Origin of the sequence: Aquitalea sp. FJL05 (genome assembly GCF_003852595.1) — a bacterium.
In the GTDB taxonomy this organism is placed as follows: Bacteria; Pseudomonadota; Gammaproteobacteria; order Burkholderiales; family Chromobacteriaceae; genus Aquitalea; species Aquitalea aquatilis.
In genome coordinates, this window is the sequence record NZ_QAJS01000018.1 from 87936 (window position 1) to 112569 (window position 24634).

21 protein-coding genes are annotated in these 24634 nt (G+C 59.8%); 9 read left to right on the forward strand and 12 right to left on the reverse strand.

Going from position 1 to position 24634, the window contains the following annotated elements; genetic code table 11:
- Positions 1-157: 157 nt before the first annotated feature.
- Entirely contained in the window at positions 158-934 is a 777-nt protein-coding gene (locus DBR44_RS16965) for an ABC transporter substrate-binding protein (protein ID WP_124645187.1), read from the forward strand.
- A gap of 33 nt (positions 935-967) precedes the next feature.
- On the opposite strand, the gene DBR44_RS16970 is transcribed toward DBR44_RS16965, so the two are convergent.
- Positions 968-1195: a hypothetical protein gene (locus DBR44_RS16970; RefSeq protein ID WP_124645188.1), complete on the reverse strand. Its 228-nt coding sequence runs from the start codon at positions 1193-1195 to the stop codon at positions 968-970.
- Positions 1196-1397: 202 nt separating this feature from the next.
- Here DBR44_RS16970 and DBR44_RS16975 point away from each other — a divergent pair, with 202 nt between their 5' ends.
- Positions 1398-2078, forward strand: a complete 681-nt coding sequence (locus DBR44_RS16975; RefSeq protein ID WP_124645189.1) for a flagellar basal body L-ring protein FlgH — start codon at positions 1398-1400, stop codon at positions 2076-2078.
- On the opposite strand, the gene DBR44_RS16980 is transcribed toward DBR44_RS16975, so the two are convergent.
- The 7 genes from DBR44_RS16980 to secA all read right to left on the reverse strand — a co-directional run bounded on the left by DBR44_RS16980 (position 2065) and on the right by secA (position 10360).
- Positions 2065-2685: a cell division protein FtsI gene (locus tag DBR44_RS16980; RefSeq protein ID WP_124645190.1), complete on the reverse strand. Its 621-nt coding sequence runs from the start codon at positions 2683-2685 to the stop codon at positions 2065-2067. The two genes, DBR44_RS16975 and DBR44_RS16980, sit on opposite strands and share 14 nt — an antisense overlap.
- Positions 2686-2802: 117 nt before the next feature.
- On the reverse strand, positions 2803-3645 hold the full coding sequence (locus DBR44_RS16985; protein WP_124645191.1) for an isopenicillin N synthase family oxygenase: 843 nt from the start codon (positions 3643-3645) through the stop codon (positions 2803-2805).
- 104 nt (positions 3646-3749) lie between these two features.
- The gene (locus DBR44_RS16990) at positions 3750-4535 is read right to left on the reverse strand and encodes a DUF3658 domain-containing protein (protein ID WP_124645192.1); all 786 of its coding nucleotides are present in this window, start codon (positions 4533-4535) and stop codon (positions 3750-3752) included.
- A complete protein-coding gene (cysE, locus tag DBR44_RS16995) occupies positions 4532-5314 on the reverse strand; it encodes a serine O-acetyltransferase (RefSeq protein WP_124645193.1) in 783 nt (260 codons plus the stop codon). The genes DBR44_RS16990 and cysE overlap by 4 nt, the downstream gene beginning before the upstream one ends.
- Positions 5315-5361: 47 nt before the next feature.
- Positions 5362-6858 carry a ribonuclease G gene (rng, locus tag DBR44_RS17000; RefSeq protein ID WP_124645194.1) on the reverse strand — a complete coding sequence of 499 codons (1497 nt, stop codon included), beginning with the start codon at positions 6856-6858 and terminating at the stop codon, positions 5362-5364.
- A gap of 11 nt (positions 6859-6869) precedes the next feature.
- A complete protein-coding gene (locus DBR44_RS17005; RefSeq protein WP_124645195.1) occupies positions 6870-7466 on the reverse strand; it encodes a nucleoside triphosphate pyrophosphatase in 597 nt (198 codons plus the stop codon).
- A gap of 176 nt (positions 7467-7642) precedes the next feature.
- Complete coding sequence (secA, locus tag DBR44_RS17010) at positions 7643-10360, reverse strand: preprotein translocase subunit SecA (protein WP_124645196.1); 2718 nt, start codon at positions 10358-10360, stop codon at positions 7643-7645.
- A 475-nt stretch (positions 10361-10835) separates the two neighbouring features.
- On the opposite strand from secA, the gene DBR44_RS17015 reads away from it, so the two are divergent.
- The 6 genes from DBR44_RS17015 to DBR44_RS17040 all read left to right on the forward strand — a co-directional run bounded on the left by DBR44_RS17015 (position 10836) and on the right by DBR44_RS17040 (position 18685).
- Entirely contained in the window at positions 10836-12575 is a 1740-nt protein-coding gene (locus tag DBR44_RS17015; protein ID WP_124645197.1) for an ABC transporter permease subunit, read from the forward strand.
- Positions 12576-12588: 13 nt separating this feature from the next.
- Entirely contained in the window at positions 12589-13905 is a 1317-nt protein-coding gene (locus DBR44_RS17020) for an AAA-associated domain-containing protein (protein WP_124645198.1), read from the forward strand.
- A 202-nt stretch (positions 13906-14107) separates the two neighbouring features.
- On the forward strand, positions 14108-15184 hold the full coding sequence (locus DBR44_RS17025) for a fimbrial protein (protein ID WP_124645199.1): 1077 nt from the start codon (positions 14108-14110) through the stop codon (positions 15182-15184).
- A 355-nt stretch (positions 15185-15539) separates the two neighbouring features.
- Complete coding sequence (locus DBR44_RS17030; RefSeq protein ID WP_158613648.1) at positions 15540-16415, forward strand: fimbrial protein; 876 nt, start codon at positions 15540-15542, stop codon at positions 16413-16415.
- Between the two features lie 69 nt (positions 16416-16484).
- A complete protein-coding gene (locus tag DBR44_RS17035) occupies positions 16485-16916 on the forward strand; it encodes a DciA family protein (protein ID WP_124645201.1) in 432 nt (143 codons plus the stop codon).
- Positions 16917-17074: 158 nt separating this feature from the next.
- A complete protein-coding gene (locus DBR44_RS17040; RefSeq protein WP_124645202.1) occupies positions 17075-18685 on the forward strand; it encodes an inorganic phosphate transporter in 1611 nt (536 codons plus the stop codon).
- A gap of 95 nt (positions 18686-18780) precedes the next feature.
- On the opposite strand, the gene DBR44_RS17045 is transcribed toward DBR44_RS17040, so the two are convergent.
- The 4 genes from DBR44_RS17045 to DBR44_RS17060 are packed head-to-tail and all read right to left on the reverse strand — an operon-like array spanning position 18781 to position 22640.
- Complete coding sequence (locus DBR44_RS17045) at positions 18781-19863, reverse strand: sulfate/molybdate ABC transporter ATP-binding protein (protein WP_124645203.1); 1083 nt, start codon at positions 19861-19863, stop codon at positions 18781-18783.
- A gap of 45 nt (positions 19864-19908) precedes the next feature.
- Entirely contained in the window at positions 19909-20781 is an 873-nt protein-coding gene (cysW, locus tag DBR44_RS17050) for a sulfate ABC transporter permease subunit CysW (protein WP_124645204.1), read from the reverse strand.
- Positions 20782-20793: 12 nt separating this feature from the next.
- Complete coding sequence (cysT, locus tag DBR44_RS17055) at positions 20794-21627, reverse strand: sulfate ABC transporter permease subunit CysT (protein WP_124645371.1); 834 nt, start codon at positions 21625-21627, stop codon at positions 20794-20796.
- A 20-nt stretch (positions 21628-21647) separates the two neighbouring features.
- The gene (locus DBR44_RS17060; RefSeq protein WP_124645205.1) at positions 21648-22640 is read right to left on the reverse strand and encodes a sulfate ABC transporter substrate-binding protein; all 993 of its coding nucleotides are present in this window, start codon (positions 22638-22640) and stop codon (positions 21648-21650) included.
- A gap of 454 nt (positions 22641-23094) precedes the next feature.
- Between DBR44_RS17060 and DBR44_RS17065 the strand changes: the two genes are divergently transcribed.
- Positions 23095-24408 (forward strand): DUF3422 family protein, encoded by a 1314-nt coding sequence (locus tag DBR44_RS17065; RefSeq protein WP_124645206.1) that lies wholly within the window; start codon positions 23095-23097, stop codon positions 24406-24408.
- Positions 24409-24634 lie beyond the last annotated feature (226 nt).

Below are 24634 nucleotides of genomic sequence, written 5' to 3' on the forward strand. Positions count from 1 at the left end.
GGCGGCCATTTTACACCAGCTGGGCACGCAGTCGGGCTTGTCACACGCTTGTCGCGGCAAGCTGCTTGAATGAGCGGGGCTTGTTCATTGCCTGGACATGGCTTGCCCACCTGTTAATGCAGGGTTAAATTCAGTTAAACGACTCTTTTGATTGCCCATGTACCCACGCCTGCTGTTGCTGTTTGTGCTGTTGTGGTGGTATCCGGCCAGCGCCAGCCCGCTGATCGCCTACACCGAGGAATTGCCACCGCTGAACTTTCTGCAGCAGGACAAGGTGAGCGGTTTTTCCAGCGAATTACTGCAGGCCATGGCCGACAAGGCCGCCATCCCGCTCAGCCAGCAGTTGCTGCCCTGGGCACGCGGCTATGCCATGACACAGTCCACTCCCGGCAGCCTGCTGTTCAGCATGGTGCGTACGCCGGAGCGGGAAAACCTGTTTCGCTGGGTAGGCCCCATCGGCGCGCGCCGCATCTATCTGTACCGGCTGGCAAGGCGCAAGGACATCCAGCTGCGCAATATCGAGCAACTGAAACAACTGCGCACCAGCACCCTGTTCGAATCCGCCACGCAAAAGCGGCTGCTGGAGCTGGGCTTGCGCCTTGGCGAGCAGCAGGACAGCGGCCGCAGCGATGCAGTGAACCTGGGCAAGCTGCAGCTGGGACGCGTCGATCTGGTGGCCATGCTGGACTGGGCGATGGCCTGGCAACTGCAACAGGCCGGGCTGGATGCCCGCCAGGTGCAGGCGGTCGCCCTGCTGGACGGCCAGCACCAGTACTGGTATGCGCGGAACCGGCAAACGCCGGACGACACGGTCAGACGCTTGCAGGCTGCGCTGGATGCACTACAGAAAAGCGGCTTCACCGAACGGCTGCGCCAGAAATACATGGGCCGGGACAAAGTCCCGGCCGATATTGCCGACTTCACTCAGCGCTGAAGCAGTACCCAGGCCAGCGCAGCAGGCTAGATCCTAAACATAGGTGTTAATGGTATGCCCCAGCGCGCTGAGACTGTCACCCACCGCGCTAAGTCCATGCGCCACCGCCGAGCCGGTGGCACTACCGCCGGCCACCAGGCCGTGGCCGATTGCCTTGGCCACACCTTCCACATCGCTGACAACTGCTTGTGCATCGCGCCGTAACACCCCGTATGCCGACAGGGGCTGTGTCGATGCGGCTACGCCACTGATTGTGCTCATGTCCGTCTCCCCATAGCGTTTTTTACATTTTCTGATGCCAGACCGGCCGGCATGTAAATTTACGTTATGCAACGTTAAGGAAGATGGCCACGCGCTTTACATTTTCTTACTTTACTTTCTGATCGCTAACGGCAATTAACCATTCAGCCAAATAGAATTAAAGGAGTCATAGCAACTATTAGAGAGGGCCAAAGTGAAATCCATGCTTATTCATGCAAGGGCTTATCTTTTATTGACTGGCCTGATCACTGGCTGTGCCTCATCCCCACCTAATCTGGTGACTGCTCCGGTACATATCCGGCCGCAATACACCCCGGTAGCACTGGAAGACAGCCCCGGCTCGATTTATCAGCCAAACAAGGCCATGCTGTTATTTGAAGAACCCATTGCCAGCCATGTTGGCGATGCGCTGAAAATCAATATCGCCGAGAATCTTTCCTCCAGCAATAATGCCAACACCACCACCAACCGGACCTCGTCCATTTCCGAATCCGGCCCTGGTGCACTTTCGTCGATGGGTGGTTTGCTGAAAGAAATATTTGATTACAGCGGCAAGGCCAGTGGCAGTAACAGCCTGAAAGGTATTGGTCAGGTCAGCAATACCAACCAGATCAGCGGCAGCCTGATGGTATCGGTTACCGATGTATTGCCCAACGGCTATATGGCCATTGCCGGCGAAAAAGCCGTGGCCGCCAGTGGTAATACCACCGTGCTGCGTTTCTCTGGCGTGGTAAACAAGCGCGACATCAAGGTGGGCAATGTGGTGTCATCCACCGATGTGGGTGATGCACGCATCGAACAGCTAGTGAACGGTGTGGCCAGCGATGTGGCCTCGCGCACCGATGCGCAGCGCTTCTTCGCCGGACTGATCAATTTCTGGTAGCCGCGCTAGCCCGTCGGGCTACATCTTGTTCAAAGTGGCTGGCATCATCGCGGCTCGTGGCGCTGTTCTGCCACTGCGCCATATTGTCGGTGGTGAATATTTTCTGCAGCAGTGGCGTCAGCTTCCTGCCGGTGCTGCTCCACTTGTCATAGGCCATGCCATCCAGTCGGTAGGCGGCATTGGCCAATACCTTGCCATTTTTCTTCAGCAGCAAATTGATGTCGGTAATATAAGGACGTAATTCATCGCTGAACAGCGGTGAACCCCATTGCGTCAACACGGTGTAATAGAGCGTTGCCTCGCAATCAGACGGTATATTACCTGCAGCATAAATACGGATTTCTATTTCCCGCTCCCGCAGCTGCTTTTGTAGTTCCGGAATGAAATCAGCCACAATCACGCCTGAATTCAATTCAACACACACATTATGCAACTCGTCATGTGGGTGCGCGATGCCATTGGTGCTGGTATTGGGTGCCATATTGGCTACCGAAGTGACCGCCGTGCTGGCCAGTTGCACCCCGGCCACCAGGGGAGAAGTGATCAGGCTGCAAGCACTTAATGTCAGCGCAAGCGGCGCCATGAGCGCACGCAACAGATAATTCACCTTATTACTCGCCAGACGATAAAAACAAGGCCAACCCTAGCAGGTAAAAAAAATGCCCCGAAGGGCATTTACAGTCATTTACATACTATTAATTGATTTAACCCTGCGCGGGCCATTTCATTTTTTGACACCCAGTTCGCGCAATCTTTCATCCAGATAACTGCCCGCGGTATGTCGCGCCGACAGCACAACCTCCGGCCGTGGATGCAGGAACAGTGGCAGCGACACCCGGCTCTTGCCCGCACCCTCACCTTGCGGGTTGACCACCCGGTGCTGGGTGGACGGATAGTAGCCGCGCGAGGCCTCTTGCAGCATGTCGCCGATATTGATGATGAGCATGCCGAAATCACAGGGCACATCCACCCAGCTGCCCTGCTTGTCCTGCACTTGCAGGCCGGGTTCATTGGCGGCCGGCAGGATGGTCAGCAGGTTGATGTCGCCATGGGCGGCCGCACGCAGCGACCCGGCGGGCTCCTGACCGGTCAGCGGTGGATAACGCAGCACCCGCAGCAGGGTTTGCTGGCTGTCGGCAATCATCCCGGACAAGGGTTCGCTGTAGTGGGCGGCAATATCGGCCGGGGTGTATTGCTCTACCCAGCCCAGCAGTTCACGCGCCAGGGCATTGGTGCTGGCGTAGTAGCGCTGGACATCTTCGGCCAGCGTGGCCGGCACCCGTCCCCAGGGATAGCAATGGAAATATTCCTTGATGTCCTTGTGGCTGGCACCTTTGGCGGTTTCCGAAATGGCAGTGGAAAAATAGCCATCCTGCCGCTGCGGGTCGAAGGCAAAGTCGTGCTTGGCCGGGCTGTCGAAGAAGTCCAGCCAGTCGGCGTAGATTTTTTCCACCAGCGACTGCTGGAGAGGATGGTTGACCAGCACGCCAAAGCCGGTTTCGTGCAGCGAGCGGGTGAATTGGGCGGCAGCATCGGCTGCGCGGTAATCGACAACGCGGACGTTCATCGCATGGTTTCCTCGCAAGGAATGGCCGTCAGGCAAGATCGGGACGGACCACGGCGGCGGATTCTACCCGCCTGCCGCTTTCCTGCAAAGCTGGCGGTTCCGCTTCACACCGGGGAGACGATCGGCGGGCCGTCTGGCTGTGGCTTGAGCCCCAGCAGACCGGCTTCGGCCAAGGCGGCCAGGCGCCAGAACAGATAGCTATCGCCCACTAGTTCTGCTGTCAGCTGCCCCATCAGCATGCCAACCAGCCGGGCGGCGGGCTGTTCGCCCTGCTCGCGCAAAAAGGCCAGCAGGCGGGCATCGAAATGAGCGGCTGGATAGTCCTGCAACTGGCCATCGATCTGGCCACGCCAGCCATTGGCGTGCTGCTGCCAATGACGCCACAGGGCAATCCGTTGCGCGCGCTCGGAGGCGAGCAGCGTGCGCGGGCGGGCAAGCAGCGGCTGCAGCTCGGCGACACTACACATGGCCACGGCGTAGAAACCGTTGTGACGCGATGTCACCTGCCCTGCCAGCTCCTGTACCGTCAGCAGCTGATCGGGATGGGCATTGGCCGCCAGCATGGCCAGCATCAGCTGGTCGTGTACGGTATTACCCAGCCAGACACACAGCGGCTGCTGCTCGGACAGGGCGCGGAACAGGCGCTTGCGGCTTTGCCACCAGGCCAGCTGGAATTGCTGGTCGATGTCAGGCCACCAGCTATGCGACCACCAGATGCGGTTCCACCAGGCCATGCGCAGTTGCGGGTCGATGGTATCGGCATCGGCCAGCGGGCCGTGGCTGAAGTCCTCCTCGAAGGCCAGCACCTCATCATCCGCCAGCACCTGGCGCAGCAGCGCAGCGGCGTTGCCGCCCTGCACCACATGCAAGACCTGGCCGCGGGCCGTCACACCCGTTGATCCATGTCCAGCGAAGGCATGCCTTCATTTACCTGGGCCACGATGCGCGCCGGCACGCCGGCCACGGTGGTATGCGGCGGCACATCTTCCAGCACCACGCTGCCAGCACCCACCTTGGCACATTCGCCCACGCGGATATTGCCCAGCACGGCTGCGCCGGCCCCCAGCATCACGCCGTCGCCAATCTTGGGGTGACGGTCGCCGCGGTCCTTGCCGGAGCCACCCAGGGTGACGCCATGCAGGATGGAAACGTTATTACCGATGACTGCAGTTTCACCGACGACCAGGCCGGTGCCGTGGTCCAGCATCACGCCCTGGCCGATACGGGCCGCCGGATGGATGTCGGCACCGGTGACTTCGGAAATGCGGTTTTGCAGGAACAGCGCCAGCGTCTTGCGCTGCTGTTGCCACAGCCAGTGCGTGATGCGCTGGCTTTGCAGGGCATGAAAGCCCTTGAAATACAGCAAGGGCGTGGAATAGCTGTCACAGGCCGGGTCACGCTCGAAACAGGCGCGGATATCCGCCCGCGCCGAGGCGCTGATGGCCGGGTCCGACGCCAGCGCCTCGCGGAACAACTCCATCAACGCACGGGCATCCATCACCGGACTCGCCAGTTTGCTGGACAGGTGAAAGGCCAGCACGTCTTCCAGCGTGCTGTGGCGCAATACCGTCATGTGCAGGAAGCTGGCCAGCATGGGCTCGTCGCGCGCGGCCTGTTCCGCTTCCTGCAGGATGGCGAGCCACAGGGCATCGCCGCTTTGTTGCTTCATGCTTGCTACTCCATCACAAGCAGGCCGGCGCAGCACCGGGCCTGCAACTACAACAGCACCACGTCGAACTGTTCCTGGGTGTAGGTGGATTCCACCGACAGCGAAATCGGCTTGCCGATGAAGTCCACCAGCATGGCCAGGCTTTGCGACTCTTCGTCGAGGAACATGTCGATGACTGGCTGGGCCGCCAGAATGCGATAGCCCTTGGCATCAAACTGGCGCGCCTCGCGCACGATCTCGCGCTGGATCTCGTAACACACGGTCTGGGCGGTCTTGATCTCGCCACGGCCCTGGCAGGTGGGGCAGGGTTCACACAAGACGTGGGCCAGGCTCTCGCGGGTACGCTTGCGGGTGATTTCCACCAGGCCCAGGCTGGTAAAGCCATTCAGCGTGACACGGGTGCGGTCGCGCGCCAGTGCCTTGGCCAGCTCGGACAGTACGGCGGTCTGGTGCTCTTCGTTATCCATGTCGATGAAATCGACAATGATGATGCCGCCCAGATTGCGCAGCCGCAGCTGGCGGGCAATCGCCTGGGTGGCTTCCAGATTGGTCTTGAAGATGGTTTCGTCAAAATTGCGGTTGCCGACAAAGCCACCGGTATTGACGTCGATGGTGGTCATCGCCTCGGTCTGGTCGATGATCAGGTAACCGCCAAACTTCAGGTTCACCCGCCGCGACAGCGCCTTGTCGATTTCCGCTTCGATGGAAAACAGTTCGAACAGCGGGCGCTCACCGGAATAACGCTCGATCTTGCGCACGGCAGACTGCACGTATTGCTCGGCAAACTCCACCATGCGGCTGTAGTTTTCGGTGGAGTCGACAATCACATGCTCGGTGGTGTCGCTCACCATGTCACGCAGCACGCGCACGGCCAGCGGCAGGTCTTCGTACAGCAGGCTTTGCGCCGGCAGATGCTGCGACTTGTGGCGAATATCGGCCCACAGCTTGGACAGGTATTCGATATCGGCCTGCAATTCGTCATTGCTGGCGGTTTCTGCGCTGGTACGGATGATGTAGCCGCGCGGGGTATCCGGCGGCAGCAGCTTTTCCAGCCGTGCCTTCAGGCTGTGGCGCTCCGACTCGCTCTCGATCTTCTGCGAGATGCCGATGTGTTCTTCCTGCGGCAGGTGCACCAGAAAACGGCCGGCCAGCGACATTTGCGTGGACAGGCGGGCACCCTTGGTGCCAATGGGGTCCTTGATCACCTGCACCAGCACGGTCTGGCCTTCGAACAGCATCTTTTCGATGCGCTGCGGCTCGGTGGGATGCTGACGCTGTTCCAGCACATCGGCGATATGCAGGAAGGCCGCGCGTTCCAGGCCGATTTCGATAAAGGCGCTCTGCATGCCGGGCAGCACGCGCTTGACCTGGCCCAGATAGATATTGCCGACGATGCCGCGGCTGGCGGCGCGTTCCACGTGCAGCTCCTGCACGATGGAATCCTCCAGCACCGCCACCCGGGTTTCCTGCGGAGTGATGTTGACGAGGATTTGTTCCTTGGGGCGCTGGATGTCGCGCGGCAGAGGAATGGACTGATGCAGCATGGTCTTCCTCCTTAGGGGAATTGGTGTCCGAACAGGCCCAGCAAGGTGGCGGTTTCAAACACGGGCAGGCCCATCACCCCGGTATAACTGCCCTCGATACGCTCGATGAACACCGCCGCCAGACCCTGGATGCCGTAGCTACCTGCCTTGTCGAAGGGTTCGCCACTGTTGATGTAGCGCTGGATATCGTCCTCGCTCAGTGCACGGAAGTACACCTCGGTGATGGAGCTGCGCAGTTCGATGCGCTCGTCCTGGCGCACCGCCACGCTGGTCACCACCTGATGGCTGCGGCCGGCAAAGGCGCGCAACATGCGGGCGGCGTCGGCAGCGTCGGCCGGCTTGCCGTAGATTTCGCCATCCAGTACCACGGTGGTATCAGCCGACAGCAAGGGCCGCGACGGCAGGCCACAGTTTTGCACCACCGCCCAGCCGGCGGCCGCTTTTTCGCGCGCCAGGCGCTCGGTATAGGCCACGGCAGCTTCGCCGGGCAGCACGGATTCGTCGATGTCGGCGTGGATGCGTTCCAGATGTACGCCCAGTTGCTCCAGCAACTCGCGCCGGCGCGGGCTGCCGGATGCCAGGTAAATACGGGTATCGCTCGGGGTCATGATGTTGTCGCTGCCAGTGTTATCGATTATTAGCTGCAAGGGTAGCAGAGCGGCCGGTGGCCGACCATCTGCTGCACCGCAAAAGCTGCCCGGCTACGTAGCTGCACCTACGCAAAACGCCCTGCGAAAAGGCAGGGCGTTTGGTGCGTCAGGTCATGGTCAGACGGTGGTCAGACTCAGGCCAGACGGCCGTGGCACTGCTTGTACTTTTTACCGCTGCCACATGGACAAGGGTCATTGCGGCCCACGCGCAGGCCTTGCTCGGACAGGGCTTCCGGTGACAGCGGATTCTCCTCGCCATCGTCCTCACCCAGCGAGGAACCCGGCTCGGCATGCTGCATCTCGTACTCGCCCAGCTGGTGCGGTTCGACCGCGTCCACGTCTTCCTGGCCACGGATCTGCACGGTCATCAACACATTCACCACGCTGCGCTTGATGCGTTCCAGCATGTCGGCAAACAGCTCGAAGGCTTCGCGCTTGTATTCCTGCTTGGGGTTCTTCTGCGCATAACCGCGCAGATGAATACCCTGACGCAGGTGATCCATGGCGGCCAGATGTTCGCGCCAGTGGGTGTCCAGCATCTGCAGCACCAGGCTGCGTTCGAACTGGCGCATGACCTGCTCGCCGGCCAGCTCGACCTTGGCCTGATACACCTCGGCTGCCAGCGTGATGATGCGCTGCTTGATGTCCGGGATATCCAGCGTGGACTCGGCCTTGATCCACTCGGCCACCGGGGCGGCCAGCTGGAATTCGGCTTCCAGGGTCTTTTCCAGACCAACCAGATCCCACTGCTCTTCCATGGTTTCCGGCGGCAGGTGCAGATCGACCAGATCAGACAGCACGCCTTCGCGCATATTGACCACCACATCGCTGACATCCTCGTCCTGCAGAATGTCATTGCGTTGCTGGTAAATCACCTTGCGCTGGTCGTTGGCCACGTCATCGTATTCCAGCAATTGCTTGCGGATGTCGAAGTTGCGGCCTTCCACCTTGCGCTGGGCGTTTTCGATGGAACGGGAAACCCACGGGTGTTCGATGGCTTCGCCATCCGGCATTTTCAGACGGTCCATGATGGCCGCCACGCGGTCGGAGGCAAAAATGCGCAGCAGCGGGTCTTCCAGGCTCAGGTAGAAGCGGGAGGAGCCCGGGTCGCCCTGACGGCCGGAACGGCCACGCAGCTGGTTGTCGATACGGCGCGATTCATGGCGCTCGGTGCCGATGATGTGCAGGCCACCGGCCGCCAGTACGGCGTCGTGGCGCAGCTTCCATTCGGAGCGGATGGCTTCGACGCGGCTTTGCTGGTCGGCATCGCTCAGGCTGTCATCCTTCTCGACGGCCTTGATTTCCGGTTCCGGATTACCACCCAGCACGATGTCGGTACCACGGCCGGCCATATTGGTGGCCACGGTAATCACGCCGGGGCGGCCGGCCTGCACCACGATATCGGCTTCACGCGCATGTTCCTTGGCGTTCAGCACGTTATGCGGCAGCTTGGCTTTTTGCAGCAGATCGGCAATCAGCTCGGAGTTTTCGATGCTGGTCGTACCCACCAGCACCGGCTGTCCGCGCTCGTGGCAATCCTTGATGTCGGCCAGGATGGCTTCGTATTTTTCACGCGCAGAGCGATACACCTTGTCCTGCGAATCGATACGCACCATCGGGCGGTTCGTCGGGATCACCACGGTTTCCAAGCCGTAGATGCTCTGGAATTCGTAGGCTTCGGTGTCGGCGGTGCCGGTCATGCCGGACAGCTTGCCGTACAGGCGGAAGTAGTTCTGGAAGGTGATGGAGGCCAGGGTCTGGTTTTCGCGGTTGATCTCCACGCCTTCCTTGGCTTCAACAGCCTGGTGCAGGCCTTCGGACCAGCGGCGACCGGCCATCAGGCGGCCAGTGAATTCGTCCACGATCACCACTTCGTCGTCCTGCACCACATAGTGCTGGTCCAGATGGAAGAGCGAATGGGCGCGCAGGGCGGCCATCAGGTGGTGCATCAGGGTGATGTTGGTGGCCGAGTACAGGCTGTCGCCTTCTTTGAGCATGCCCAGCTCGACCAGGATTTCTTCGCAATGCTCGTGGCCGGCCTCGGACAGCAGCACACTGTGGGCCTTTTCATCCACCCAGTAGTCGCCCTCGCCCTCTTCGGTTTCCTGACGCTTGAGCAGCGGCGGTACCGCGTTCATGCGCTGGTACATGTCGATATTGTCTTCGGCCGGGCCGGAGATGATCAGCGGGGTACGCGCTTCGTCGATCAGGATGGAGTCCACTTCGTCGACCACGGCAAAGGCCAGCTTGCGCTGCACCTTTTCACCGGTGGTGAACACCATGTTGTCGCGCAGGTAGTCGAAACCGAATTCGTTATTGGTGCCGTAGGTGATGTCGCAGCCGTAGGCCGCCTGCTTGTCGTCATGTGCCATCTGCGACAGGTTCACCCCCACGGTCAGGCCGAGGAAGTTGTACAGCCGGCCCATGATGCCGGCGTCGCGGCTGGCCAGGTAGTCGTTGACGGTAATCACATGCACGCCGTTGCCGGTGAGTGCGTTCAGGTAGACCGGCAGGGTGCCGACCAGGGTCTTGCCCTCGCCGGTACGCATTTCGGCAATCTTGCCGTTATGCAGCACCATGCCGCCGATCAGCTGCACATCGAAGTGGCGCATGCCCAGCACGCGGCGCGAAGCTTCGCGGCAGACGGCAAATGCCTCCGGCAGGATACTGTCCAGCGAGGCGCCGTCCACGACGCGCTTTTTGAACTCGGCGGTCTTTCCCGCCAAAGCCTCGTCGGACAGCGCTTTCATGCCTTCTTCCAGGGCATTGATGCGCGCCACTTCCTGACGATACTGCTTCAGCAGGCGGTCATTGCGGCTGCCAAATACTTTCTTGAGTAGCGAGGAAATCATGTATTCCAATCCAGAGGCCCAGACGGGCCGACAAAACAAAATAGGCGAAAGTGTAGCACATCCCGTGCACAAGTTTATGGGGGCGAGCTTGCGCTGAATCAAGCCTGCTTGGTCAAACTTGTCGCGGCGGGCGCGGTGGTATGGCAGGCTGCGGGGCATGATTCGGCCCTGGCTCCTGCCGGGCTGGCAGCGGCCGATTCTGAAAATGTCCCAAGCCAATATAAAGGTTGAGGAAAACTGCACAGGACAGTATTTTTCGACAGAATTGTGTCGTTACATAATCCATACAAAAAAATGTCAATTTTCATCAAAATTTTATGTTCGCCTTGCTATTATTCGTGCGCGTTTGCAGAGCCAGTTTTATGTTTGCCCACGGCCAGCCGTGTCCTGACAAAAGATGGTGCTCATCTGATGAAGAAGCGGAACAGGGCCTGCACTGTTCCGCCAGGTTAACCACACCAATCGGAGAGGCCTGATGACTACCGTTATCCGTCCATTTATTCCCGCCACAGCCAAACGGCTGCTTCCCAATCGCTGGGACCTGATCGCCTTCCCCCTGATCCTGGGTTTTCTGCTGTTCGCCACCACCGGCATCCAGGGCACCTGGGCGCCAATCAGTGCCTTGCAGACCGAGCCCATTTCGCTGGACGCGGCCAATCTGCCCGAGTACGCACTGCGCACCACGCTGCGCATGCTGGCGGCCATGATCGCCTCCATCGTGTTCACACTGGTGTACGGTACGCTGGCGGCCAAGAGCCGCCGTGCCGGTCAGTTGCTGGTACCCATTCTGGACATCCTGCAATCGGTGCCGGTGCTGGGTTACATCTCGTTCACCGTGACCTTTTTCCTGGCGCTATTCCCCGGCCGGGTGCTGGGGGCTGAATTCGCGGCCATTTTTGCGATTTTCACCTCGCAGGCATGGAATATGACCTTCAGCTTTTATCAGTCCTTGCGCACCGTGCCCAACGATCTGAAAGAAGTGTCGCAAAACCTGCACCTGTCCGGCTGGCAGAAATTCTGGAAACTGGAAGTGCCCTTCTCCATGCCGGGCATGATCTGGAACATGATGATGTCCATGTCCGGCGGCTGGTTCTTCGTGGTGGCTTCCGAGGCGATCACCGTGGGCGACAAGACCGTCACCCTGCCCGGTGTGGGTTCCTATCTGGCCATGGCCATCAGCCACAAGGACCTGACAGCCGTGGGCTGGGTCATCCTCACCATGACCGTGGTCATCGTCATTTATGACCAGTTCCTGTTCCGTCCGCTGGTCGCCTGGGCCGACAAGTTCCGCCTGGAAGACACCATGTCGCAGGCCGCGCCGGAATCATGGGTGCTGAACCTGATCCAGCGCACCCGCATCATCCAGCAACTGCTGCGCCCCTTTGGCAAACTGCTGAAAAAACTGGCACGCATGCGGCTGAACATTACCCTGCCGCGTGCCATTCACAGCGAACCCCACTCCAGCGTCACGCGCGGGCTGGATATCGTGTGGGGTGGGCTCATGACCGTGCTGGTAGCCTATGTATGCTGGCGGCTGTACAGCTTCATCAGCAGTGAAGTGGGGCTGGGCGAAACCTTCAAGGTCATCGGCCTGGGCTTCATCACCCTGATCCGTGTCACCCTGCTGATTGCGCTGGCCTCCATCGTCTGGGTGCCGCTAGGCGTGCTGATCGGCCTGCGACCACGCCTGGCCGAGATGATCCAGCCGGTGGCGCAGTTCCTGGCGGCCTTTCCGGCCAATCTGCTGTTTCCGGTATTCGTGGTGTTCATCGTGCACTTCAAGCTGAACCCGGACATCTGGCTGTCGCCGCTGATCGTGCTGGGCACGCAGTGGTACATCCTGTTCAACGTGGTGGCCGGTGCCAGCGCCTTCCCCAATGATTTTCGCGAGGCCGCGGCCAACTTCCACATCAAGGGCTGGCAATGGTGGAAGCAGGTCATGCTGCCGGGCATTTTCCCTTACTACATCACCGGTGCCATCACCGCGTCCGGTGGAGCCTGGAATGCCAGCATCGTGTCGGAAATGGTGTCGTGGGGGGATGACAAACTGGCGGCACACGGCCTGGGTGCCTATATCGCCCAGATGACCGCAGCCGGTGACTTTCCCAAGATTCTGCTGGGCATCTGCGTGATGTCGCTGTTTGTCGTGCTGTTCAACCGTTTGCTGTGGCGTCCGCTGTACGCCATTGCCGAAAACAAACTCCGTCTCAACTAAAAGGGGGAAACTCATGCCACAAGAAACCGTAACCCTGAGACAGGAAATCTTCTCCCTCAAGCATGTCGACAAGGGCTATCACAAGGGCGGTGAGGAAGACATCCAGGTGCTGGACGATGTCAATCTCACCCTGCACGAAGGTGAAATCGTCGGCCTGTTGGGCCGCTCCGGCTCGGGCAAATCCACCCTACTGCGCATCATTGCCGGCCTGATCCAGGCCAGCGCCGGTGAGGTGAACTACTGTGGTCAGCCGCTGAATGGCCCGGCCGAAGGCGTGGCCATGGTGTTCCAGACCTTCGCCCTGTTCCCCTGGCTGACCGTACTGCAAAACGTGGAAGCCGGGCTGGAAGCGCTGGGCGTGGAGCCGAAAGAGCGCCGCCGCCGCGCCTTGGCCGCCATCGACCTGATCGGCCTGGACGGCTTTGAAAACGCCTATCCGCGCGAACTGTCCGGCGGCATGCGCCAGCGCGTGGGTTTCGCCCGCGGCCTGGTGGTCAACCCCACCCTGCTGCTGATGGACGAGCCCTTCTCCGCGCTGGACGTGCTGACCGCGGAAACCCTGCGTACCGACCTGCTCGACCTGTGGAACCAGAAGCAGCTGCCGATCAAGTCCATCCTGATCGTCACCCATAACATCGAAGAAGCGGTGTTCATGTGCGACCGCATCATGGTGCTGTCGTCCAACCCCGGCCGCGTGGTGGCCGAGATCAAGGTACCGTTCGCCCATCCGCGCAACCGGCTGGACCCGGTTTTCCGCAAGATGGTGGACGACATCTATGCGCTGATGACCCAGCGCCGCAGCGCCGACACCCTGCACAAGGTACAACTGGAAATCGGCAGCCCGCTGACCGAAGTGTCCACCAACCTGATGGCCGGCCTGATGGAGGCGCTGGCCGCCGCACCGTACAACGGCCGCGCCGACTTGCCGGAAATCGGCAGCAAGCTGCTGCTGGAGGTGGATGACCTGTTCCCGGTAACGGAAACGCTGGAACATCTGGGCTTTGTCGAACTGCGTGATGGCGATATCGAGCTGACCGCTGCCGGCAAACTGTTTGCCGACTACGGCACGCAGGAACGCAAGGTGATGTTTGCCGAGCACCTGCTGCGCCACATCCCGCTGGCGGCACGCATCCGCCGCGTGCTGCAGGAACGCCCCGGCCAGCGTGCGCCGCGCCTGCGTTTCGAGCAGGAACTGGAAGACTCGCTCAGCGACAGCGCCGCCGAGGAAACACTGGATACGGTGATCAGCTGGGGCCGTTACGCGGAAATTTTCTCCTACAACGACCACACTGAAACCTTCAGCATGGAAGACGTGGAAGGCGCACAGTAAAGCGCTGCCGCGACGACGCAGCACAATAATGGCAAGGCCGGCCTGGCAACAGGTCGGCCTTTATCTATGGGACGCAGAACACCGTCATTACGATACATGCGTACGGAATCGCAGCCATCTTTAAGAAAACGCCTACTGCAAAGCCGCATCAAAAACTTATATTTTTGAAATTATCATCAACACTTGTAATGGTAATTTTAAAATGTCAAGATCAACCCACGGTCACATATATAAAATATTTGCGCTTGTTTTCCTGCCGCTCATTACCCTACTGCTTTCAGCCAACACCTACGCCACCTGCACGGTCGCAGGATCAAACAGTATTACGCTACCCTCATTCAATCAAAACCTGAATGCCCTGCCGATTAACAGCCCAATTGGTAGCCAGGTGATGTCGGCCAAGATCAGGCAGTTTGATTGCACCAGTCTGCCCGCTGGCAATGCCCATGTGTACGGTATCTACACCACCGGCAGCTACGTCACCACCATCGATGGCCGCCGCGTGTTTAGTAGCAATATCCCGGGCATTGGCTACGCCCTTGGCGTTGATGGCTCTTTATCCGCTGGCTCAAGCACTTTTTCGTGTAATTTCCACACTCCGCCCAGCTGGATTGGCGACACTGATAGCAATTACCCTAACCAGCCTTATGAGCCGAACAATTTTTATTCCTGCAGCTCCTCGCTCGTATCGAATTATTCCGCCACTTTCTATCTACAGTTTTATAAAATATCCAACCCGGTTGGCAGTGGCACACTGGATCTGAGCAATCAAATCTATTCAGCCGCTTATTTCTTGCCTGGCCCTGGCACCACCTATGGCAAGCTACCATTAATCACCACCCCGTCCAATGTGATAAATAGCAGCTGCACCAGCTCCGTTTCTCCCAACCCCGTCAATCTGCCCACTATTAGTGCGGGTCAGCTGCCCTTTCTAAACAGCACCGCGGGCAACACTACTTTTAATATCAATACCAGCTGCCCGAATACTACCAATTTATATATTACCTTTACTGACAAAAACAATTTAGGCCAGGTTGGCAATATCTTGACACCAGACAATAGCTCCACATCCAGCGGTGTTGGTACACAGCTGAGCTACAACAGCAATATCATTTACTACGGGCCAGACTCTGAAAATAGTGGCAATACCAATCAATTTTTCCTGAACACCTTCTCCGGGCAACAAAGCTTTCCATTTTCAGCCTCTTACATTCGCACTGGGGCCATATCACCAGGCACCGTATCAACGACAGCCACCTTTACTTTTTCTTATCAATAAATGCGGAAATCGCCTTACTCATCACAACGCCCTCACTGCGGCACAAAGATAAGCAATCGCTAACAAATAGCGCATTAATATACAGCAAAGATTTAAATAGGATATTTCCCTAACAACTGCGGAATTATCATTATCTTTTATATCATTTTCACAGCAATCCAGGGGGATATTTGCGCAATGCTAGGTGAATTCATACCTGACAAGGAACACTGCCATGTGTTATTCACTATTGCGCCTACTTGCCATCATCGCAGCATTGCTACAGCTGAACAGTCCTGCCATATGGGCGGCCAGTGGCTGCACCGCAAAACAAAGCAGCGTAATCACATTTCCCGACCTCAGTACCAACCGGGACATGCGCATCGGTACCAGTTATCCACCGTATTTCGTCCAGAGCACCAATGCCCTGCAGTTCAGCTGCAGCTACGTCAGCCAGTCGATGTTTGGCCTGAGAACCAAGAGCCCCTATCTCACCAGTTTCAACGGCATGCGAATCTATGCCACCAATGTAGCCGGCATTGGCTATGCGGTAGGTCTGGCAACGCAATATCCGGGCTGTGGCTCTTATTCGAAAGATGACCCCAGCGCTCCGGACAAGCAAAAATACTATGTCTGCGTCAACATGGGCAGCGGTTACAACATGCCCTGGCAAGGTGCTTTTTACTTCACTTTCTACAAGACAGCCAACGTGGCCGAGAGCGGCACGGTTGATCTCAGTGGCATGATCTACGGCATTGTGGTGAACGACGGTGTCGCCATTCCGGTAGAAATACCGCTACTCACCAATAGCTTCAAGGTGACAGCCAACACCTGCAATGTAGTCAGCATCAGCCCCAATCCCGTCACTCTGCCGGACATCGGCACACAATCCAGTCTGCCCACAATCAACAGCGTGTACGGCAGCACGCCATTCAATATCAGCGTCAACTGCTCGACGCCTACCCAGCTCTACATCACGTTTACCGACAAAAGTGATATCGGCCAGACCGGGCGCATTCTCTTCCCGGACGCCAACTCAAGCGCTCAGGGTTTGGGCGTAGAGCTGCGTTACAACGGCGATGTCGTCGGCTTCGGCCCGGACACCCCCACCCCCGGCAACATCAACCAGATTTATCTGGACAATGTCTCTGGATTGCAAAGCATTCCCTTCAGTGCGTCGTATATACGCATCGGCACGATCACGCCCGGCGTGTTTTCCGCCGCGGCCACCTTTACCCTGTCTTATCAATGATGGGCAAGGCTTGTGCTGGGGAGGAAGTTAATCGGCTACAATGGCCGATTCATCCCAGTCAGAGCCACCATGTCGGAACGCCAGTTTCAGGATATCGCCCGCACCGACAGCACGCTGTCGCAGCTGACGCGCGAAGCCAATGCGCTGATGGCGCTGGACCAGGCTTTTCGCAGCCAGTTGCCGCCGCAGCTGGCCGAGGCCTGCCGTGCCGTGCGCATTCGCGATGGCGAGCTGGTGGTGTTTGCCCATAACGGCATCGTGGCCGCCCGGCTACGCATGATGGGCAACAGCCTGTTGCTGCCGCTGGAGTCGCGCGGCTATAGCGCCAGCAAGATCCGCATCAAGGTGGACATTCATCTGAATCCGCCGCCGCCGCCGCCCAAGCGCATCGGCATCAGCCAGCAGGCGCTGGAAGAGATCGAAGCCGGCGCACAGCAGGTCAGCAATCCGCTGGTAAGCGCAGCGCTGGCACGGCTGATCGCCCACCACCGCCGGCGCTGAACATACGCTAGCCGCACCCCATCAGCGCATAGGCGGACAGCCAGCGGCGTGGGCCGCATGTTAAATTTTGTTTTAAATCAATCAACAACAGCTTACTGTCACTACCTTGCAATCTGGTACGCGTATTAATGCTTCTTGAATATTTTCAAGGAGCTTTCATGGACCAGTCTTCCGAGGTGGCGCTCAGTCGCAGCACCGCCGCAACGGCAGTGCACCGCCCCACCAACAGCAGCACCGTATTATTGTTCGTTGCCTTGCTGATCGGTGGCTTGCTGTTTGCCGGACTCAACCTGTTTCACGATGTCAATGACACCATCGCCCGCCATGGCAGCTGGATTTCCATCCTGCTGCTGATTCTGGCGCTGCTGATTGCCCTGGGTTTCGAGTTCGTCAATGGCTTCCATGACACGGCCAATGCCGTGGCTACCGTGATTTACACCCACTCCCTGCCGCCGCATGTGGCCGTGGTGTGGTCTGGCCTGTTCAATTTCCTCGGCGTACTCACCTCCAGCGGCGCGGTGGCCTTTGGCATCATTTCGCTGCTGCCGGTAGAACTGATTCTGCAGGTAGGCTCCAGCGCCGGCTTCGCCATGGTGTTTGCCCTGCTGATTGCCGCCATCCTGTGGAATCTGGGCACCTGGTGGCTGGGCTTGCCCGCCTCCTCCTCGCATACGCTGATCGGCTCCATCATCGGTGTGGGCATTGCCAATGCGCTGATGCATGGCCGCGACGGCACCAGCGGCGTGGACTGGACCCAGGTAAGCAAGGTGGGCTATTCGCTGCTGCTGTCGCCGCTGGTGGGATTTTTCTGCGCCGCCCTGCTGCTGGTGCTGCTCAAGCGTCTGGTCAGACAGCCGCAGCTGTTTGAAGCCCCCAAGAACAAAGAAGCACCGCCGTGGTGGATTCGCAGCCTGCTGGTACTCACCTGTTCCGGGGTGTCGTTTGCCCACGGTTCCAACGACGGCCAGAAAGGCATGGGCCTGATCATGCTGATTCTGGTCGGCACCGTGCCGCTGTCCTATGGCCTGAACCGCGCCTTGCCTGCCAGCGAAATGGGCAAGTTCGTACTGGTGGCCCAGGCCACCCAGCAGTCGCTACAACGCGCCGTACCGGCTGCTGCCCCGCAACAGCCGCGTGCCGTGCTCACCCGTTATATCCGCAGCCAGCACTGGCAGCCCGATGTGGTGCCGGCGCTGGCCGCAGTAACCGGCCAGATCGGCCAGCAGATCGAAGCGCATGGCAGCCTGGCTGCCGTACCGGAAGAATCGGTCGGCAATGTGCGTAATGACATGTATCTGGCTTCCGAATCCATCCGCCTGTTGCAGCAGAGCAAGGAGGCGCATCTGGATCAGGCCACGCTGGCCAATTTGAAAACCTTCAAGGGCGAGCTGGATGCCTCCACCAAATTCATCCCTACCTGGGTGAAAGTGACTGTCGCCATTGCGCTGGGGCTGGGCACCATGGTGGGCTGGCGCCGTATCGTGGTGACCGTGGGCGAGAAGATAGGCAAAACCCATCTGACCTATGCCCAGGGTGCTTCAGCCGAGCTGGTGGCCATGACCACCATTGGCGCTGCCGACGCCTTCGGCCTGCCGGTTTCCACCACCCATGTGCTGTCTTCCGGCGTGGCCGGCACCATGGCAGCCAACCGCTCCGGCCTGCAAATCGATACCATCCGCAATCTGCTGATGGCCTGGGTACTGACCCTGCCAGTCGCCATTGTGCTGTCGGCCAGCCTGTACTGGGTGTTCAGCAAGCTGTTTGTCTGACTACCAACCAGAGCCTGTGCCACACGCAGCGTGTTCGCAGGCACTAATGGCAAAAGCCGCCCACGGGCGGCTTTTGTCTTGGGCTGGCTTGGCGCTCAGATCACATAATCCTGCTGCCCGGCGGCATCTTTCAGGAAGACCGCCAGCTTGCGCGGGGTGACATAGACGGTGTCGCCCGGCACGATGCCCAGCGCACGGAAGCGCTCCTTGCTGACCGCCGCCTCGATGGTCTGGCCATCGGCCTGTTGCAGTTCGACCCGCACCACCGGGCCCACGGCATGGATATGCTCGACCCGGCCTTGCGCCAGCGCACCTTCCGGCTGTTGCGACAGGTCCAGATCATGCGGCCGCACATAGGCCACCGCGGCATCGCCGCTGGCATCCTGATGCTGGCTCAGCGCCTGTTCGTAATTGCCGATGGTGAGCTGGCCAGCATCCACGCGGCCATGGAACAGGTTCACATCGCCGAGGAACTGGGTGACAAACGGTGTGGCCGGATGTTCGTAGATATCATCCGGACGGCCCACCTGCTCGATATGGCCGTGATCCATCACCACCACGCGGTCGGACACTTCCAGCGCCTCTTCCTGATCGTGGGTCACGAACACGCTGGTGATGTGCATATCGTTGTGCAGCTCGCGCAGCCAGCGGCGCAAGTCCTTGCGCACCTTGGCATCCAGCGCGCCGAAGGGCTCATCCAGCAGCAGCACCTTGGGTTCCACCGCCAGCGAACGGGCCAGGGCGATACGCTGGCGCTGGCCACCGGAGAGCTGGCCGGGATAGGCATCGGCCAGCCAGTCCAGCTGTACCATTTTCAGCAGCTTCATCACCCGTTCGCGAATCTCTTCGGCCGAGGGGCGTTCACGGCGCGGCTTCACCGACAGGCCAAAGGCCACGTTGTCGAACACCGTCATGTGACGGAACAGCGCATAGTGCTGGAACACAAAGCCTACCTGGCGCTCGGCCACATGGGTGTGGGTGGCGTCGGCACCGCCGAACAGCACCTGGCCGGCGTCCGGTTTTTCCAGACCGGCAATGATGCGCAGCAAGGTGGTCTTGCCGCAGCCGGATGGCCCCAGCAAGGCCAGCAGCTCGCCGGAAGCGATATCGAGACTGACATTGTCCAGCGCGGTGAATTGGCCAAACTGCTTGCGGATATTGCGGATTTCGATGCTCATGCTTGTTCTCCGACCGCCGCCAACGGCAGCGGTCCACCAGATCGTTTACGGTTGCGCGGCTTGCAGACGGGCTTCGGCGGTACGCAGGGTAGAGGCGTATTGCTGACGATGCAGATGCCACTCCACCAGCGATTTGACCAGCAGGGTCACCAGCGCCAGCAAGGCCAGCAGCGAGGCGCAGGCAAAAGCGCCGACAAAGTTGTACTCGTTGTACAAAATCTCCACATGCAGCGGGATGGTGTTGGTTTCGCCACGGATATGGCCGGACACCACGCTGACCGCGCCAAATTCACCCATGGCACGGGCATTGGTCAGGATCACCCCGTACAGCAGGCCCCATTTGATATTGGGCAGCGTCACCTTGCGGAAGGTCTGCCAGCCGCTGGCCCCCAGCACGATAGCCGCTTGTTCTTCATCCGCACCTTGCGACTGCATCAGCGGAATCAGCTCGCGGGCGACAAAGGGGAAGGTGACGAATACCGTGGCCAGCACGATGCCCGGCACGGCAAAGATCACCTGCAGGCCGTGGTCTTGCAACCAGCCGCCAACGGCGGTATTGGCGCCGAACAGCAGGATGAACATCAGCCCGGCCACTACCGGCGACACCGCGAAGGGCAGGTCGATCAAGGTGGTGAGCAGGCTTTTGCCGCGAAAATCAAAACGGGCAATCGCCCAGGCGGCGGACACGCCAAACACCAGGTTGAGCGGTACGGCGATGGCGGCGGAAATCAGCGTCAGCTTGATGGCCGACCAGGCTTCCGGCTCCACCAGCGCGGTCAGGTACAGCTGCCAGCCCTTGTGCAGCGCTTCCCAGAACACCCCGATCAGCGGCAGCAACAGAAACAGGAACAAAAACACCAGCGCCACGGCAGTCAGCGCATAACGCACCGGGCGGCTTTCGGTAGTCAGATTAGCCATGCAGCGCTCCGCTTAGCGCCCGGCCCCGTGGCGGCGTGCAGCCCACCACTGGATCAGGTTGATCAACAACAGGAAGACAAAGGAAATGCCCAGCATCACCAGCGCCACCGCCGTGGCACCCTGCTGGTCGAACTGATCCAGCTTGGAGACGATGATCAGCGGGGCGATTTCCGACACCAGCGGAATATTGCCGGCAATGAAGATGACCGAGCCGTATTCGCCGGTGGCACGGGCGAAGGCCATGGTGCCGCCGGTAATCAGCGAAGGCAGCGTGGCCGGAAAGATCACCCGGCGGAAAATGTCCCAGCGGCTGGCACCCAGGCAGGTGGCGGCTTCTTCCAGCTCTTTTTCCAGGTCTTCCAGCACCGGCTGTACGGTACGCACCACAAAGGGCAGACCGATAAAGGTGAGCGCCACGATGATGCCCAGCGGCGTGAACGCCACCTTGAGGCCCAGCGGCGCCAGAAACTGGCCAATCCAGCCATTGGGTGCATACAGCGTGGTCAGCGCGATGCCGGCCACCGCCGTGGGCAGGGCAAAGGGCAGATCCACCAGCGCATCCACCAGCCGTTTGCCCGGGAAGGGATAACGCACCAGCACCCAGGCCACCAGAAAGCCGAACACCAGATTGATCAGAGCCGACAGGCCGGCAGTGGCGAAGGACAGCCGGATGGAGGCCATGACGCGCTCGCTACCCACCGCTGCCAGGAAACCGTGCCAGCCCATGCCCACCGTGGAATACACCAGCGCAGCAAACGGCAACAGCACGATCAGCGCCAGCCAGAACAGGGTGATGCCAAAGCTGAGCCGGAAACCGGGCAGCACGCTATGGCGCAGATTCAGGATATTGCTCACGTGCTCTCCGCTTAATGCTTGCTATAGATCTGGTCGAACACGCCGCCATCGGCGAAGTGCTTCTGATTGACCGCCGCCCACGAGCCGAACACGCTCTGCACGGTGAAGGTCTTCACATAGGGGAACTGGGCATCGAATTTCTGCGCCACGGCCTTGTCCTGCGGACGCAGGTAGTTTTGTGCGGCAATGGTCTGGCCTTCGGCACTCCACAGGAAGCGCAGATAATCCTCGGCCTGTTTGCGTGTGCCTTTCTTGTCCACCACCTTGTCGACAATGGCCACCGGGTTTTCCGCCAGCACCGACAGCGGCGGATAGACGATTTCAAAGCTGCCACGGCCAAACTCGCGGGCGATCAGCTCGGCTTCGTTTTCAAAAGTCACCAGCACATCGCCGATCTGGCGCTGCATGAAGGTGGTGGTGGCAGCACGGCCACCGCCATCCAGCACCGGTACGTTCTTGAAGATGCCCGCCACCAGCGCACGCGCCTTGGCTTCGCTGCCACCCGGCTGTTTCAGGCCGGAACCCCAGGCGGCCAGATAGGTGTAGCGGCCGTTGCCCGAGGTTTTCGGATTGGGGATGATCACCTGCACACCTGGCTTGGCCAGGTCATTCCAGTCGCGTACCTTGTGCGGGTTGCCCTTGCGCACCAGGAACACCGTGGTCGAGGTAAACGGCACCGAGGCATTGGGCAGGCGGCTGGCCCAGTTGGCCGGAATCAGGCCACGGGTGGCCAGCAGGTCGATGTCGGACGCCTGGTTCATGGTGATCACGTCTGCCGCCAGGCCATTGGCCACTGACAGCGCCTGCTTGCTGGAGCCGCCATGCGACTGCTGGATGCTGATGGTTTCGCCGGTTTTGGCCTTGTAGGCTTTCTGGAAGGCCGGGTTGTAGTCCTTGTAGAAATCGCGCATCACGTCGTAAGAAACATTCAGCAACGTGGCATCTGCCAGCACATGGGCGGACAGCACCGCGGCCACCAGGCCGAACAAAGCGCGCAATTTCATGATGGACTCCGGGAAGATTGAACTGACATCATGCTAACCCAGCCTCTTTATTCCCATTAATAATATTGTGAGATACATTTATATCAAAAAAGACTATTAATCGCACTGTGCCAGCGGCAGCCAACAAAGCCTCGGAGAGAGCCGGGACGAGACGCATCGATAAAGACCGTACCAATCAATTCGGCAAGCAGGCGCAACATCGGAGCGGTGATTTTGCCAGCCGGTCCGGCAAGCGACTTTCCACTGCGGGCACGCCCACCCACCCACTGCTGACAGCAAGGTAGACCGCTTGCCACAGCTGAATGGTGTTCAGCAAGCTGTCGTCTGGCTGGCTCGGTAATTGCATGGTGTGGCCAATGGCGTATCGGGTATGCTGTTGCGCTCGAGCGGTTTGAGTCCTGATGAGTGTGCCGGCTCCTCAGCACTGAAACCGTTTACCTTTCAGGACCCACCGATGACCACTCTCACTCCGCACCACCTGCGCCGTGAACTGAACGAGGAAGCCCATGCGCGGCCTTATGCCGCCATTCCCTCCCCGGCAAGGCTGACCTCGCTCAGCCTGTATTACGATTTCGACGATGCACCACAGCGGGCGGCACTGGCCGACCTGGCCGAGCGCATCGGCCTGCCCGCGCCGCTGGCGGAGCAGGCGTATTACTCGGCCAGCGCCGGCGACCTGACAGTACGCTGGTCGCTGCATACCGAATTTGCCCGCTACACCTTTATTGTTGGTGGCGACTGTGCCGACCCCTTTGAGCGCACCGCGCTCGACCGCATTCCCGCCGCCTGGCTACGCGACCTGCCCGGCGTGGTGCTGGTGGCGCTGCACGGCGTGCTGCTGCCTTCCGAGCGCGAAACCGAACTGGCCGAGATGGCGAGCCGCTGGTTTGGCGGCCGCGAGCTGATCGGTGCGGAGATAGGCGATGGCAATGGCGCGGCGTATACCGACTTGCGCCTGCATCCGGATGCCCGGCTGGCCGAAGGCTTCTCGCGTTATGTGGTGGTGGACCGCGCCATGGGTGCCAGCCAGTCCGGCCGCATGCTGCAGCGCCTGTTCGAACTGGAAACCTATCGCATGCTGACCCTGCTGGCACTACCCATTGCCAAGAAGCAGATGCGCGATCTGGACAATCTGGGCATTGAGCTACGCGCCATCACCGAACGCATGGCGGCCACCGAGGGCAATGGCTCGGATGCACAGTTGCTGTCGCAACTGACCGCACTGGCCACGCGGGTGGAACAGCTGATCGCGGAAAGCCAGTACCGCTTCTCCGCCGCCCACGCCTATTACCGGCTGGTGGAAGCGCGCATCAGCGAATTGCGTGAACAGCGCATCTCCGGCATGCAGCCCTTCCGCGAGTTCATGGAACGCCGGCTGTCCCCGGCGATGAATACCTGCGAAACCGTGGCGCGCCGCCAGGACCGCATCACCACCCGCCTGCAACGCACCACCGCCCTGCTGCGCACCCGGGTAGAAGTGCTGCACGAAGAACAGAACCGCGCCTTGCTGGCCAGCATGGATCGCCGGGCCGCCTTGCAGCTGCGGCTGCAGGAAACCGTGGAAGGCTTGTCGGTTGGCGTGCTGACCTACTATATGGTGAGCCTCTTGCACCACCTGCTGGCGGCAGTGGAAGCCGCAGGCCTGCATCTGAATGTGGAGCTGCTGACCGGCCTGGCCATTCCGCTGGTGGCACTGACCGTGTGGTTCAGCATGCGCCGGCTGAAGGCATCGCTGAACAAGGGTCACGATACCGATCTGTTGCGCTAACAGCCGCAGCCAATACCCCGCTCCGGCCTTGCGCCGCCGTCGCCGCACTATTTGCACAGTCGGCGTCAGTGCGCCTTGGTCCGGGTGCTTTGCGGGGTATGGTTAACCGTCCTCCACCACCGCCAGACTGATACTCGTGCCAGCCGCCCTCGGCGCGTCTGTGCTATGCGATGCCCGCCAGGCCTTCAGGCATGCAAACCGGCATATCCAGTGTGGTGAACACTTG

What these genes read in the sequence shown, in the direction of transcription:
- DBR44_RS16985 (WP_124645191.1), bottom strand. Translation starts at nt 3,645, where the DNA reads ATGAACGTCCGCGTTGTCGATTACCGCGCAGCCGATGCTGCCGCCCAA.
- DBR44_RS17015 (WP_124645197.1), top strand. Translation starts at nt 10,836, where the DNA reads ATGACTACCGTTATCCGTCCATTTATTCCCGCCACAGCCAAACGGCTG.
- rng (WP_124645194.1), bottom strand. Translation starts at nt 6,858, where the DNA reads ATGCTGCATCAGTCCATTCCTCTGCCGCGCGACATCCAGCGCCCCAAG.
- DBR44_RS17045 (WP_124645203.1), bottom strand. Translation starts at nt 19,863, where the DNA reads ATGAGCATCGAAATCCGCAATATCCGCAAGCAGTTTGGCCAATTCACC.
- DBR44_RS17030 (WP_158613648.1), top strand. Translation starts at nt 15,540, where the DNA reads ATGCGCATCGGTACCAGTTATCCACCGTATTTCGTCCAGAGCACCAAT.
- DBR44_RS17020 (WP_124645198.1), top strand. Translation starts at nt 12,589, where the DNA reads ATGCCACAAGAAACCGTAACCCTGAGACAGGAAATCTTCTCCCTCAAG.
- DBR44_RS17025 (WP_124645199.1), top strand. Translation starts at nt 14,108, where the DNA reads ATGTCAAGATCAACCCACGGTCACATATATAAAATATTTGCGCTTGTT.
- DBR44_RS17035 (WP_124645201.1), top strand. Translation starts at nt 16,485, where the DNA reads ATGTCGGAACGCCAGTTTCAGGATATCGCCCGCACCGACAGCACGCTG.
- DBR44_RS16965 (WP_124645187.1), top strand. Translation starts at nt 158, where the DNA reads ATGTACCCACGCCTGCTGTTGCTGTTTGTGCTGTTGTGGTGGTATCCG.
- DBR44_RS17005 (WP_124645195.1), bottom strand. Translation starts at nt 7,466, where the DNA reads ATGACCCCGAGCGATACCCGTATTTACCTGGCATCCGGCAGCCCGCGC.
- DBR44_RS17060 (WP_124645205.1), bottom strand. Translation starts at nt 22,640, where the DNA reads ATGAAATTGCGCGCTTTGTTCGGCCTGGTGGCCGCGGTGCTGTCCGCC.
- DBR44_RS16970 (WP_124645188.1), bottom strand. Translation starts at nt 1,195, where the DNA reads ATGAGCACAATCAGTGGCGTAGCCGCATCGACACAGCCCCTGTCGGCA.
- DBR44_RS17040 (WP_124645202.1), top strand. Translation starts at nt 17,075, where the DNA reads ATGGACCAGTCTTCCGAGGTGGCGCTCAGTCGCAGCACCGCCGCAACG.
- secA (WP_124645196.1), bottom strand. Translation starts at nt 10,360, where the DNA reads ATGATTTCCTCGCTACTCAAGAAAGTATTTGGCAGCCGCAATGACCGC.
- DBR44_RS17065 (WP_124645206.1), top strand. Translation starts at nt 23,095, where the DNA reads ATGACCACTCTCACTCCGCACCACCTGCGCCGTGAACTGAACGAGGAA.
- cysW (WP_124645204.1), bottom strand. Translation starts at nt 20,781, where the DNA reads ATGGCTAATCTGACTACCGAAAGCCGCCCGGTGCGTTATGCGCTGACT.
- cysE (WP_124645193.1), bottom strand. Translation starts at nt 5,314, where the DNA reads ATGAAGCAACAAAGCGGCGATGCCCTGTGGCTCGCCATCCTGCAGGAA.
- DBR44_RS16975 (WP_124645189.1), top strand. Translation starts at nt 1,398, where the DNA reads ATGCTTATTCATGCAAGGGCTTATCTTTTATTGACTGGCCTGATCACT.